Origin of the sequence: Pseudalkalibacillus sp. R45, from assembly GCF_052246725.1 — a bacterium.
In the GTDB taxonomy this organism is placed as follows: domain Bacteria; phylum Bacillota; class Bacilli; order Bacillales; family Fictibacillaceae; genus Pseudalkalibacillus.
In genome coordinates this window covers 665498-679202 of record NZ_JBQQCL010000001.1, presented here as the reverse complement: position 1 = coordinate 679202, position 13705 = coordinate 665498, and the positions used below count along the sequence as shown (strand labels likewise).

At 46.5% G+C, this 13705-nt stretch carries 11 protein-coding genes; 10 read left to right on the top strand and 1 reads right to left on the bottom strand.

Annotation, left to right across the window (positions count from 1 at the left end; all coding sequences use genetic code 11):
- The first annotated feature begins 122 nt into the window (after positions 1-122).
- From ACTWQL_RS03320 to ACTWQL_RS03295, 6 genes are all read left to right on the top strand, one after another.
- Positions 123-983 carry a YitT family protein gene (locus ACTWQL_RS03320; RefSeq protein WP_443141462.1) on the top strand — a complete coding sequence of 287 codons (861 nt, stop codon included), beginning with the start codon at positions 123-125 and terminating at the stop codon, positions 981-983.
- 228 nt (positions 984-1211) lie between these two features.
- Positions 1212-1793 (top strand): C1q-like domain-containing protein, encoded by a 582-nt coding sequence (locus tag ACTWQL_RS03315; protein WP_443140992.1) that lies wholly within the window; start codon positions 1212-1214, stop codon positions 1791-1793.
- Positions 1794-1964: 171 nt separating this feature from the next.
- Positions 1965-2357, top strand: a complete 393-nt coding sequence (locus ACTWQL_RS03310; protein ID WP_443140991.1) for a thiol-disulfide oxidoreductase DCC family protein — start codon at positions 1965-1967, stop codon at positions 2355-2357.
- 21 nt (positions 2358-2378) lie between these two features.
- The gene (locus tag ACTWQL_RS03305; protein ID WP_443140990.1) at positions 2379-3299 is read left to right on the top strand and encodes a DoxX-like family protein; all 921 of its coding nucleotides are present in this window, start codon (positions 2379-2381) and stop codon (positions 3297-3299) included.
- The gene (locus tag ACTWQL_RS03300; RefSeq protein ID WP_443140989.1) at positions 3296-3976 is read left to right on the top strand and encodes a DUF4166 domain-containing protein; all 681 of its coding nucleotides are present in this window, start codon (positions 3296-3298) and stop codon (positions 3974-3976) included. Before ACTWQL_RS03305 ends, ACTWQL_RS03300 begins: the two co-directional genes overlap by 4 nt.
- Before the next feature lie 9 nt (positions 3977-3985).
- Positions 3986-5653: a YndJ family protein gene (locus ACTWQL_RS03295; protein WP_443140988.1), complete on the top strand. Its 1668-nt coding sequence runs from the start codon at positions 3986-3988 to the stop codon at positions 5651-5653.
- A gap of 2 nt (positions 5654-5655) precedes the next feature.
- Here the strand turns inward: ACTWQL_RS03295 and ACTWQL_RS03290 are convergent, their stop codons facing one another.
- Positions 5656-6537, bottom strand: a complete 882-nt coding sequence (locus ACTWQL_RS03290) for a LysR family transcriptional regulator (RefSeq protein ID WP_443140987.1) — start codon at positions 6535-6537, stop codon at positions 5656-5658.
- A gap of 517 nt (positions 6538-7054) precedes the next feature.
- Between ACTWQL_RS03290 and ACTWQL_RS03285 the strand changes: the two genes are divergently transcribed.
- The 4 genes from ACTWQL_RS03285 (at position 7055) to ACTWQL_RS03270 (ending at position 13690) form a co-directional block, all read left to right on the top strand.
- A complete protein-coding gene (locus tag ACTWQL_RS03285) occupies positions 7055-9232 on the top strand; it encodes a malate synthase G (RefSeq protein WP_443140986.1) in 2178 nt (725 codons plus the stop codon).
- A gap of 308 nt (positions 9233-9540) precedes the next feature.
- Positions 9541-10833: an FAD-binding oxidoreductase gene (locus ACTWQL_RS03280; protein WP_443140985.1), complete on the top strand. Its 1293-nt coding sequence runs from the start codon at positions 9541-9543 to the stop codon at positions 10831-10833.
- A 1-nt stretch (position 10834) separates the two neighbouring features.
- Entirely contained in the window at positions 10835-12238 is a 1404-nt protein-coding gene (locus ACTWQL_RS03275; protein WP_443140984.1) for a (Fe-S)-binding protein, read from the top strand.
- Positions 12239-12244: 6 nt separating this feature from the next.
- Positions 12245-13690, top strand: a complete 1446-nt coding sequence (locus tag ACTWQL_RS03270; RefSeq protein WP_443140983.1) for an FAD-binding oxidoreductase — start codon at positions 12245-12247, stop codon at positions 13688-13690.
- The last annotated feature ends 15 nt before the right edge of the window (positions 13691-13705 follow it).

Sequence of the window (13705 nt, the reverse complement as noted above, 5' to 3'; positions counted from 1 at the left end):
GCTCTCTATTCGTTGCAATAATCGGAAAATTTACTAAAACAATAGGTAGTGATATACTTTTTTAGGTTATTAATCTACTAATTTTTACTTCTATAGATAAAAGTGAGTGAATGAAAATGATGATGGCAATTCGTCGGAATCGCGTCAATCCTAAAATTTTAATAGCATTAGATTTTCTTTTCGTCCTGATCGGTTCAGCCTTTGTGGCATTAGCGTTCAATCTGTTTCTTGCCCCGAACAACATTGCGTCTGGAGGCGTTGTCGGAATCAGTCTGATTTTAAAAAGTTTGTTCGGCTGGATGCCATCGATTGTCCAGTGGTCACTGAACATTCCGTTGTTCATCGCCGGAGTTCTCATTCTTGGAAAGAACTTCGGTGTCAAAACCCTTGTGGGAACGTTGTTTTTACCGTTCGTGGTCTATATGTCAGAAGGTGCAGAACCGGTTACGAACGACCCGTTGCTCGGTGCTCTGTTCGGAGGGCTTGGTGTTGGTTTGGGACTCGGGATCGTTTTTCGCGGAAAAGCTTCAACAGGCGGAATCGACCTTGCAGCTCAGATCGTCCATAAATACACCGGAGCTTCTTTAGGTCTTTGTCTGCTAGCCATCGACGGAGCAATTGTAACATCATCCGCACTTGTTTTTTCCATTGAACAAGCGCTTTATGCGATGATCGGGATGTTCTTGACGGCAAAAACAATCGATGTCGTGCAGATGGGGCTTGGTTATTCGAAAATGGCGTACATTATTACGGAACGGGAAGATGATGTCCGAGATGAGATTTTCAGAGAGATCGACCGTGGTGTGACAAGAATTTCCGCGACTGGCGGTTTCACCGATTCAGAACGTCCGATGCTAATGTGCGTTGTAGAGCAGTTTGAAGTGACGCGTTTGAAACAACATGTGAAAAAGGTGGATCCATCCGCATTCGTGATCATCGTTAACGCGAACGAGGTGCTGGGTGAAGGATTCAGCCAATCATAAAAGTTTGCTTCTTTAATAGGAGCAAACTTTCTTTTTTTCCTAAGAATATCATCTTTCACAATATGAAGAATTAATAAACGATATCCCTGACATTGCAGGCACCAAGTTGTTTTACAAAGTTTCTAAAGGTCTTGTGCCCATTTACTCATATCTATAGGTAGTTGTACGAACATCAAAAAAGAGCTTGTCATATACTAGGGTATTACTACATTAATAGGAAGTGTATATATGAAAAGGCATTGTGGTAAATGCAATGGCGATTGTTTATGTACATCTAATAGTGGCGGTTGTGTAATCATTCAAAGGGGACAAGGACCAGAAGGCCCACCAGGACCTCCAGGAGAAACAGGCTCACAAGGACCTCCAGGGCCTACGCCTCCTGAAACAGCATTTCGTGCAGCGGATACTGCTACTCAAACCATCACTGGAATTAATACTCCGCAAACTGTCACGTTTGAAACCTCGGTTTTTGATATATCAGCATCTTATAACCCAGCTACTTCAACATTTACAGCACCACAAGCTGGCACATATAATGTTTGTGCAAGTGTTGAATATACAGTTGCTACTGGGGGTGGTCCAGCTCCGACCAACGTACGGTTGATTCTAAATAGCAGCCGTGCTTCGGCCATCACTGACCTGGCATTGGTAATATCAGACCCAGGTACAACAAATAAGGCTAATGGATGTACAATCATCAGATTAGAAGAAGGAGACACCATTTCCATCCAACTTCAATCATCTTCTCGAAATGTTACGACTATTATTGGTAACCGATTTACACATTTTGAAGCTGGATTAATTTTATAATAGACAAGCCCCTTGGAATCCAGGGGGTTTTGTATTTAAAGAAAGTATAGATACTTTCTTCAATTCAAGGGCAATTAAGGTTCAGTCTGGGCCAAAGCTTGACTGTGCAAAGTTTTCTTTATTGTCCTATACTAATGATATACTGTTAGTAAAAGGAGAAGCGGTGATTCCATGAATAGTATCCTCTTATTCGATGGTGAGTGCAATTTGTGCAATGGAATCGTTCAATTTGTGATTAAACGTGACCCGAAAGCGCAGTTTAAATTCGCCGCATTGCAGAGTGAAACGGGGCAGAGGCTTTTAAAAGAACATAACTTACCGCACACGTTTGATAGCTTCATCTTAATCGAAAACGGAAAAGCGTATCAAAAATCAAGCGCGGGACTCCGAGTGACGAGACATCTGAACGGAGCATGGCGTGTTTTTACTATTTTTAAAATCATTCCGACTCCTGTCCGGGATGTCGTCTACAATTTCATCGCACGGAACCGGTACAAATGGTTCGGCAAACGGGATTCGTGTATGATACCGACGCCGGACATCAAAAGCCGTTTTCTTGATTAGCAGTTAAAAGGGTGTGATCTATTGAACAAAAATAAACCGATTTATGTGGAGTCGACCATCAATACCGATATGGAGCGGATCTGGCAGGCGACACAGGATCCGAAACAGCATGAACAATGGGATCTGCGCTTCACGAACATTACATATTTACCGAAAAAGCATGAGGATGAACCTCAGCGATTCGAGTATAAAACGAACATCGGCTTCGGGCTTAGTATTGCTGGGGAAGGGGAGAGCGTCGGGACGAAAGAGGATGACAACGGTGCTAGGACCTCCTCGTTGAAGTTTTGGACAGACATGCCGATTTCCCTCATTAAAAAAGGCGGAGGCTACTGGAAATACACGCCGACGCAGGATGGCATACAGTTTGTCACGTTGTATGATTACACGACCCGATTTGGCGGGACGGGTCAGCTGTTAGATCGCAGCGTTTTCAGGCCGATGATGGGGTGGGCGACCGCCTGGAGCTTTGACTGTCTGAAGTTATGGCTGGAGGATAACGTCCATCCGAAAACCTCCTTATTACGGAGTATGATGCACTGGATGATCTGCGCTGTATTGGCTGTTGTTTGGATTTATCAGGGGCTGGTTCCGAAGCTTCTTTTTCCGGATTCAGGTGAACTGGCGATTCTTCAAAAATCCGGCTTGTTCGTCGGTTTTGAGGAAACGGTGCTTCAGGTGTTTGGGATAGCAGAAATCACCTTCGGACTTCTCTTTTTACTTCCTATCAAACAGAAAAAGTTATTTTACATAAATGTTGTCGTGTTGCTAGGGCTGTTGACTGGTGCGATATTCAGCAATACGGAAATCCTTGTTGCACCGTTCAACCCGATATCGCTGACACTTGCCATGGTGGGCTTGTCGGTCATCGGAATCCTCAACAGCCGAGGAATTCCATCGGCGAAAAACTGTAGGCGGAAAAGGCGTGGTGAAGATTCTTGAGTTCAATCTATAAAAAAGCGCTAGGAGCGGACTTTCAACGGCTTCATCCAAAGCTCCAGGAAAAATTCCGCCTTTCGAGTGACGATCATCGAGCGATCATCTGCACGGGTACGATGGAGGAGATTTCAGGTGGGCGTTGGTTCATGAGTCCCTTTATCAAGCTGGGGATCAAGAAAAACATCACCTTCCCTGAACGCGGCACCGGAATCCCTTTTAAACTTGAAAAATACGCATATAAAGATCCTTATGAGCGCGAAATGGTCGCCTGGATCAGAACGTTTCATTTCAAAAACGCGGATCGTCGGTTCGATGCGACAATGGTTTATAGCGACAAAACCAAGGGGATCATCGATTATCTCGGGAATCAGCAAGCTTCTCCCGTTGGAATCGATTTCAGGGTTTCGGAAACAGGCGGGATAAGGATGAAATCGACTTACCAATTTTTCCACCTTGGTGAAAAAAGAATTTCTGTTCCGTCTCGAATGATTGGGCAGGCGACCGTTAACGAAGAGTTTGATGAGAAAAATAATCGGTTTTCGATTGATGTTTCTGTGAAAAATGCAGTGTTCGGGACGATTTTCAGATATAAAGGTCACTTCCAAATGGAGGTTGTCCCGATGCCTCCTGGACAACTCCCGGCATATGCGTTTCCGCAAAAGTTTGATGCAAGAGAGTAGGTGTTTGATGTGAAAAAAAAAGCAATGATGAATGCGGGGATCGGTTTCATCCTTTGGCTTATATCCCTGTTCGCAATCGAGCTCAACTTGATTGAACAGCTTCTATTGTTCGCCATTTATGTAACTGTGCCGCTGACGTTCGCCCTGACTGAAACCGTGAAACGTGATGGCACGCTTTTCACAACATATCGAGCCGCATTCCATCTCCAGCTACCGATGGCGGTGCTAGCGGGTCTATCATTCAGCCTGGAACCTGGTGTCACTGCAGGGTTTCTTTCTGTTGGTTGGCTTGTTTTTTCGATTCTCGTTTTTTTGTATGGAGCTGCCCGTTTCAGCGCACGAGGCACCCGGCGGCTTGAGGAACTTTCTGTCGATATCGGTTTGATCTACTTCCTTCTTGGAGGTGTTTGGTTCACCATCAGCCGTTTCGGGCTTGAAATCATGGATTTCAGCATGACGATCATCCAATTGACGGCGATCCACTTTCAATTTTCAGCATTCGTCCTACCGATTTTCAACGGATTACTTGGACGTTTTCTCGTTGGACAACAACACACTCTCTCTAAAACTTACAAACTAGCGACCTGCGGGATCCTCGCTGGTCCGATTCTGATCGCAATCGGCATTACATACTCAAGGCTTTTTGAATTTCTTTCGGTCGGGATTTTCGTCATTGCGCTTATTTTATATTGCATCTTAATTTTTACCCATGTCGTTCCGAAAATAAGCTGGCTGCCAAGGATCTTGCTATTCCTATCAACCTCCGTTTTGATCCTTACACTCGCTTTTTCTTTCATATACGGGTTGAGCAGAGCGTTGAATGTGGTAATGATTCCAATTCCGGATATGGTTCTTTTCCATGGCATCGGGAATGCGTTTTTCGTGGTGTTTTGCGGCGTTGTCGGTTGGTTCCTCGACACTCCGAAACCGCACCACAATCCTTATGGCATTCCATTCAGTAAAATTCATAGCGGCTTTTACACGGGAGCTGATTTTTTCGATCGAAACAACTTGGTCGATTCGACTCACCTCCGCAATAGCTTGATTGACACGATGAGCGACTATGACCGCACTGGTTTCAGCACCCGAAAGTTTCATCCTGAAATTGTGTCATTTTATGAAAATACGCTCAACTACGATCTCGATTCCCATACTGAATGGCAGCCGGGATTCATCACTTTTTCCAAACTCTATAAAGCGATCAGCAGACGGATCGGCCAGATCAACCTCCCGCTTAACGGGACAGATCATATCCGGATGACCGGAAAAATCGTGCCTGTTCAATCTGACAAAGATGGACGCGAGGATGTGCGTGCGTGGATTCGGACGACAGAGGATGAGGAGCCGATCTTTGCAGCGGCGTATTCTTCCCATGTCCATGAAGGGGAGCGGTACATGAATATTGCGATGCCGCTTTTATTCGGAAACATGACCGGTATTTTGAAGATGGATCTTATCGGAGAAGCAGGCTTGAGGCTTGCCAGTTTTACCAAGCATCGAAAAGGCGACGAAGGTATCTATTATCATTGTCCGTGGTTCACCTTAAAACTGCCGATTGATGAGCATTTCCACGTCTGGTTTGATGTTGGAGCAAATACGCTGAGGGCGAATCATCACATGCGTCTTTTGGGAAAACCGTTTTTGAAAATTGAGTATGAAATCGCGAAAATACATTGAACTCAAGGCAAAAATCCTTTGGACATTTCGATGAATTCCCTGACGGCGAAAGGGAGGTATTTGTTCGTTTTCCATAAAAGTCCTAGTTCAAGACTTAGGTTGGAATTCGCCAAAGGTATGGCGCGGATCTCCGGGTGAAGGTGTGAATTTGCGATTTTACTAGGTAACAAGGCCACACCTAATTTTGCCTCTACCATTTCTATCATAAAATCCTTTTGGGAACTTTGGCATACAACATTTGGGGTGAAGCCGTTTCTGGAACATTCCTCAAGAATGCGGTCATGAAGAGTGAAGTCATGGCGGTACAGAATGAAGGGTTGCCCTTTAAGCGCTGTGAGTTCGACCTCATTTTCCATAGCTAATGGATGATCTGTATGTACGATGAGCATCAACGGATCATTGATCAACCGTACCATTTCGAAATTCCCTTTATTATCGGGCAGATTACAGACTAATCCGATATCGAGTGAACCTTCTTCGACTCCTTGTTTGATACTTTTCGAACCAACTTCATTCAGTGAAAGGTCAACATGCGCGTATGTTTCTTTAAATTGACTGATCAGCTTGGAAAAAAAGGCAGCACCGATGATCGGAGGAATTCCGATCCTGATTTCCCCTTTTTTCAAATCCATGATATCTGTGAGCTCTGAAGTCAGATTGTTGAAGGCTTGGAGAACACTCTTCGTATTAATGAGTACAGCTTTTCCTGCGTCTGTCAATTCCAATTCCTTGGATCGATAAAATAAAGACACTCCTAATTCTTCCTCTAGCTGTTTGATCGCTTTACTGATCGAGGGCTGGGAAACGTGTAAAGTGGCAGCGGCCTTCGTGAAACTTAAATGTCTAGCAACCTCTGAAAAATATTCGAGATGGCGGATGTCCATCAGGATCCACTCCTTTCCCCTATTAAACTTTGGATTTTAAAATGAAATTCTCGTAAATCAGCTCCCCAAAAAAGGGAGTGATTTCGTAATTAAGTAGTTTGATAGTTGTTTTTGAAGGCTGTTTTCTAAAAGCTCTTTTCTAAAGATTGTTGATTGTGAGTCATTTTTAAAAACTCACCTTGTGCAAGTTGACTGGAGAGCAAGGTGCGAGACTCCTGCGGGATTAGCGGGACAGGTGAGACCATTCAATGTCGCAAGGCGACGAGTGGGCTCAACGCACGCCCCGCGGAAAGCGAGCATCCTGGAGCGGAAACCAACGACTTTCAAGAGCAACAAAGTTTGCTAAAACACCTTAATGAAAGTCTATTATAACTAAAAAGCATAATCAACATTCTAAATATATATTATGGATATGCATCATTTTATTATAAGATAGTATGTGTGAATTATTTTTCAATTCAGAATATTAAATGAAAAGGCTTACATGCGCAGTCAACCATTCGATAGGAGGAATTATATGTCGGACTATGTAAAAGTGGGGAATCTTCAAGTTGCCCAAGTCTTATACGATTTTATCAATTCCGAAGCGATACCGGGCAGTGAGGTGTCAGCTGATACATTTTGGTCAGGTCTCGAAAAGATTGTCGAAGAGCTTGCCCCTAAAAATAAAGCACTGCTGGAGAAACGGGAAGAACTGCAAGAGAAGATCAATGAATGGCATAAATCGACTAATACGTTCGATCTCGAAACCTATAAATCATTCTTGAAAGAGTTGAATTACCTTGAACCGGAAGCTGAAGATTTCAAGGTCTCGACTGAAAATGTCGATGATGAAATCGCCGCACAGCCTGGACCGCAGCTTGTGGTGCCTGTCAACAATGCACGTTATGCAATCAACGCGGCAAACGCACGGTGGGGGAGTCTGTACGATGCGCTTTACGGGACCGATGCGATCAGTGAGGAAGGCGGGGCGGATAAGAAAGGGTCCTATAACCCAGTACGTGGTGAAAAAGTCATCACATTCGCAAGAGAATTTCTCGACAAAACTGTTCCGCTCGCAAAAGGGGGTCATAATGACGTAACGGGTTATGCCATCGTCGGAGGTAAACTGGCTGCATCTTTAACCAGTGGGGAAACGACGGGAATGAAGGATGAAGCTCAGTTTGTCGGCTATCAGGGCAATGAAAATGAACCGCAGGCGATTCTTTTGAAAAATAACGGCATTCATTTTGAAATCCAAATCGATCGAGATCATGCAATTGGCCAGACGGACAGGGCTGGTGTGAAGGATGTTTTCGTCGAATCCGCTTTAACGACGATCATGGACTTCGAAGACTCTGTGACAGCGGTGGATGCAGAGGACAAGGTGCTCGTCTATCAAAACTACTTAGGCTTGATAAAAGGGGATCTTTCAAGTTCATTCACGAAAGGGCTGAAAACGGTCGACCGGACACTTAATCCTGACCGTGAATATACGTCACCTGATGGGAAGGTATTCACTTTGCCAGGGCGTTCCCTCATGTTTGCACGTAACGTCGGGCATTTGATGACGAGCCAGGCGGTTTTGGATAAGGATGGCCAGGAGGTGCCTGAAGGGATTTTGGATACCGTGGTGACCGGTCTCATCGCAAAACATGATGTACTTGGAAATTCACGCTATCAGAATTCCAAGAAAGGCTCGATCTATATCGTCAAACCGAAAATGCACGGATCCGAGGAAGTCGCTTTTGCCAATGAACTTTTTGATCGAACGGAAGACCTTGTCGGTGTAAAACGAAACACGTTGAAGATCGGTGTGATGGATGAAGAACGCCGTACGACGTTGAATTTGAAGGCTTGTATCGAGAAGGTGAAAGAGCGGATCGTTTTCATCAATACTGGTTTCTTGGACCGGACGGGTGATGAAATGCATACGTCCATGGAAGCGGGGCCGATGATCCGTAAACATGAGATGAAGTCATCGAAATGGTTACAAGGGTATGAAAAGTCGAATGTCCAGGTCGGTCTGGCAACTGGATTCCAGGGTAAAGCGCAGATCGGTAAAGGAATGTGGGCGATGCCGGACTTGATGGCGGATATGATCGAGCAAAAGTGCGGTCAGCTCGAGGCTGGTGCGAATACCGCCTGGGTACCGTCGCCGACGGCTGCGACGCTCCATGCGCTCCATTATCACCAGATCGATGTGAAAAAAGTACAACACCAATTACTTGAATTGAATAATGACTATCGAGATGACATTTTGCAAATTCCTGTTGCCGCAAATCCAGATTGGAGTGCAGAGGAAATCCAGGCAGAATTGGACAACAATGCTCAAGGGATTCTTGGGTATGTTGTACGCTGGGTGGAGTATGGCATCGGCTGCTCGAAGGTACCTGATATCAACAATGTTGATCTGATGGAAGACCGTGCGACATTGCGGATTTCCAGCCAGCATATGGCGAACTGGCTCCACCATGGTATCTGTACAGAGGAACAGGTTCTGGAGACGTTGAAGCGGATGGCGAAGGTCGTTGATGAACAGAATGCCGGTGATCCGGATTACAAGCCGATGTCTGAGGACTATGACAAGTCGGTCGGGTTCCAGGCTGCGTGCGACCTCGTCCTTAAAGGGTATGAACAGCCGAGCGGCTATACTGAACCGATCCTTCATCGCCGTCGTATCGAAGCGAAACAGCGGATGCTGGCTCAGAAATAGTCATCTTTAGAAAGCATAAGACCATTAACTCACGTGCAGTTAGTGGTCTTTTCGTTAAAGGAGAGCGTGTTTGAGGATTTTAACGGACATGAGAGACGCTATTTGGACCAAAACGAAGTGATTCGGAAAACTAACGGACATGAGAGCCGTTATTTGTCTCTTTCAGGGTGATTTTCAGCCAGTTGTGACCAAATAAGGTCCCTGGTGTCCGTTAGATCTTGAAAACATCGGAAATTGAGGCGAATAAGGTCTCTGGTGTCCGTTAGAGTTGGAGAATCCAGAAAATCACTCTAAAAGGGGTGGATCGTGTGGAATTGAAAGAGGTCAACGGTAATCGACTGGTTTTATCGAAACAATACGGTAACACGGGTTTGTCCGTCGTCAGCCCGCAAAGTGAAGAAGAAATCCAGCAGGTGCTACGTACTGCCAATAAGGAAGGAAAAAAAGTCACGGTGATGGGAAACGGGACGAAACGCGGCTATGGCGGCGTGAAGGAAGAATACGATCTCGTCCTCTCACTGGTGGATTATAAAGGGATCGTCGAGCATACAGTCGGCGATATGACAGTGACGGTAAGGCCTGGAATAACGATCGCGGAACTTCAGGATTATCTCAAGAAGCATGATCAGATGGTTTCCATCGATCCGAGTTGGCCTGAACAGGCAACGATCGGGGGTGTGATATCGGCGAATGAAAGCGGTCCGAAACGTCTCAAGTATGGTTCAGCTAGAGATCTCGTCATCGGTATGAGGGTCGTTTATGCTGACGGCAGCGTCATCCGTACAGGTGGGAAGGTCGTGAAAAATGTGGCCGGTTACGATATGAATAAACTGTTCATAGGTGCAATGGGGACTTTGGGTGTCATCTCGGAAATCACTATGAAATTGAGGCCGGTTCCGAAGCACGAAAGCCTCGTCCTTTTATCAATTGAAGAAGATTGTTTGGACGAATTGAAAAAATTCATTGTGAAGCTGCAGGACTCGATGATCGAACCAGTATCCCTTGAACTTGTGGTGCCTTCATTGGCGGAAAAATTGCTTTCTCGGAAGGAGTATACCCTTCTAATCGCGTTTGAGGACGTCGAAAAAGCGGTTCGTTATCAAGAGGAATGGGTTGCGACGAATAAACCCGAAGCGGCGATCCAATCCGTATTATCACCCAAAGAGTCGAAAGAATTTTGGGAGAGATTTTCGAACCTCCAGCCGAATGCCCCGAATGTTGATCAGCGGGAAGGCCAGGTGAAGGCTGTTGTCAAAATCAGCAGCAAAAACATGGAGGTATTCGACATCCTGAAGGAATGCCGGAAATTGCATCAAAAAAACGGTGTAGAACTGGAAGCGCATGGCGGCCTTGGCCACGGATTGAGTTTGGTGATGCTCAGTGGACCAACCGACGCGATCAAAAATACTATCAATCAGCTGCGAGAGTTCGTCAGCACGAAAAATGGCTATGCAGTCGTCAAACATCTGCCCTTCGAACTTCGGAAGGAAATCGATATCTGGGGCGATAAGCCGTCTTACTTTTTCCTATTTCAAGGCATCAAACGGAAGATCGATCCTGAAAACACTTTGAATTACAAGCGTTTTATAGGAGGGATATGAAATGGCTGTAAAAGTAAAGGAGCAGCATCAGCAAGTTGACCCGCCTTGCAGTTCTTCCAACAGTTTAAGCAACTATCTGTGGGATGACCATCCGGACGAGGAAAAGTGGGCGGACTGTGTCCATTGCGGGATGTGTCTTGAATCGTGCCCAACCTATCTTGAAACCGGACAGGAGCAGCATTCGCCCCGTGGACGTGTCCATCTGATCAAATCGGTGGCGGAAGGAAAGCTCGAAGTCAATGAACAATTCATGGATCCAGTGTTCCAGTGCCTCGATTGCCGTGCGTGTACGACCGCTTGCCCGGCTGACGTCGATGTCGGTGGCTTGATTGAGGAAGCGCGAGGACAGGTGCGCCAGGCGATGCCTTTGAAAGGGTGGAGAGGAGCGGTCAGCAACCTGTTTTTAAAGCAGCTTTTTCCACATAAAAATCGCTTGAACGCTGTTGGAGGTCTCCTGAATTTTTACCAGAAGAGCGGTCTGCAGCAGGTCGTCCGGAAAACCGGTGCATTGAAGGTTATGCCGAAGCATTTGGCCGAGATGGAATCGATCATGCCGGAAATCCAACCATCAGTCCAGAAGAAGTACAAGGATGTCGATGTCATCCCTGCGAACGGCGAGCCGAAAGCGAGGGTCGCGATGTTGACCGGGTGCATTATGGATGTCATGTTCGCGGATATCAACCAGTCAACGATCAATGTGTTGACCTACAACGGCAATGAAGTCGTTTTACCGAAAAACCAGACGTGCTGCGGTGCGCTTCACGTTCATGCGGGTGACCGTGAGACCGGAAAAAGACTCGCAAGACAGAACGTCGAGGCTTTCCAGGACGCTGATAAAGTCATCATCAATGCGGCTGGTTGCGGTTGTGCGTTGAAGGAGTATCCTGAGTTGCTACGGAATGATCCGGAATGGAAAACGAGAGCGGAGGAATTTGCGGATAAAGTCGAGGACATATCCAAATATCTGTATGATACCGGTTATGAAAAACCGCACAGTGAAGTGAATAGGAGGATCACTTATCACGATGCGTGTCATCTTGCACATGGACAGGGGATTCGGCATGAACCGCGCCAACTTCTCAATGATATCAACGGCGTCGAATATGTCGAACAGCCGAATGCGGATATGTGCTGTGGCAGCGCCGGAATATATAACATCACGAATCCTGAAATGGCGGGAGCGGTCCTGGAGCGGAAAATGGAGAATGTACCGCAGGATATCGAGATGATCTCGATGGGGAACCCTGGCTGCATGCTGCAAATGGCGCTCGGTGTGCAAAAACACGGAAGACGAGCTGAAATCGTCCACACCGTCCAGCTGCTCGACTGGGCTTATCAGCAGGATATCAAGGATGGGCTTAGTCCATCGGACGCTAATCTCGCCACTACTGCGAGGAAGGGGTGATTGCTCATGTTTTTTACGAAAAAAAAGAAGAACCCGCCACGAGATCCAGTGATTGAAAGTCTCGCAGGCATTGTCGGTGAAAAATCGATTCTTTATAAAAAGGAAGATCTCCTCTCCTATGATTGTGATGGGTTCACGATCCACAAGGCGATGCCGAAAGCGGTTGTTTTCCCGAAGGATACAGCCGAGGTGGCCGCCGTCGTGAAGTATTGTGCGGAAAATCAACTGCCGTTCCTCGCACGGGGAGCGGGGACCGGCCTTAGTGGGGGTTCGATCCCGCTCAATGGAGAAGTGATCATCAGTCTCGTGAAAATGAAACACCTGTTGCGTGTCGATTACGAAAACCGACAAGCCGTTGTCCAACCCGGATTCGTCAATCTGAAGCTGACGCATTCGATTGCAGACAAAGGATATTATTATGCGCCTGACCCTTCGAGTCAGTATGTTTGTACAATCGGAGGAAATGTGGCGGAGAATGCGGGCGGTGCTCATTGTCTCAAATACGGGGTGACTACCAATCACATCTTGGGGCTTGAGGTGGTTTTACCCGATGGCGAAATCATCAAAATCAGTGAGAACGGTATCCCGGATTCCCCTGGGTATGACCTGCTCGGACTTCTCACTGGGTCGGAAGGAACGCTCGGCATCGTGACGAAAATCACGGTTCGGATCCTGAAAAATCCAGAAGGTAAACAGACGGTCCTCGCCTATTTTGATGATGTGGAAGAAGGCAGTCAAGCTGTGTCGGATATCATCTCTGCTGGGATTGTACCGGCTGCGCTTGAAATGATGGACAAGACGGCGATTGAAGGTGTTGAGGCTGGTACGTATCCTGTCGGGCACCCGGATGACATCGAAGCACTGCTGCTCATTGAAGTCGATGGCATCACTGCGGGAATCGCCGAGCAGATTGAAGAGATCATGGGTGTTTGCAGGAAATGGAATGTACGGGAAGTGAAGGTTGCGGAAAGTGAAGAGGAAAGGGGAAGGTGGTGGGCGAACCGGAAGACCGGATTCGGAGCGATGGGTGCGATTTCACCTGATTATCTTGTACAAGATGGGGTGATTCCGCGTAGCAGGCTTCCGGAAGTTCTCTGGAATATCGCTAAAATCAGTGAGGAATCAGGACTAAGAATCGCAAACATCTTTCATGCGGGGGATGGAAACCTCCATCCGTTGATCCTGTTCGATTCGAGGATTCCAGGAGAAACGGAGAAAGCGCTTCAAGCAGGATCCGCCTGTTTGAAGGCGTGTGCCGATGTCGGAGGTTCCATTACCGGTGAACATGGTGTCGGCATCGAAAAGATCGAGGAGATGCGGTTCATTTTTACTGATGAAGAATTGGAGGCACAGACCAATGTGCGTGACGTCTTTAATCCGTACGGTTTGCTGAACAGTGGGAAGTTGTTCCCGACGCCGAGCCGGTGTATGGATGTCAAAAAAGTGATGTAAATACAGCTTAGGAGT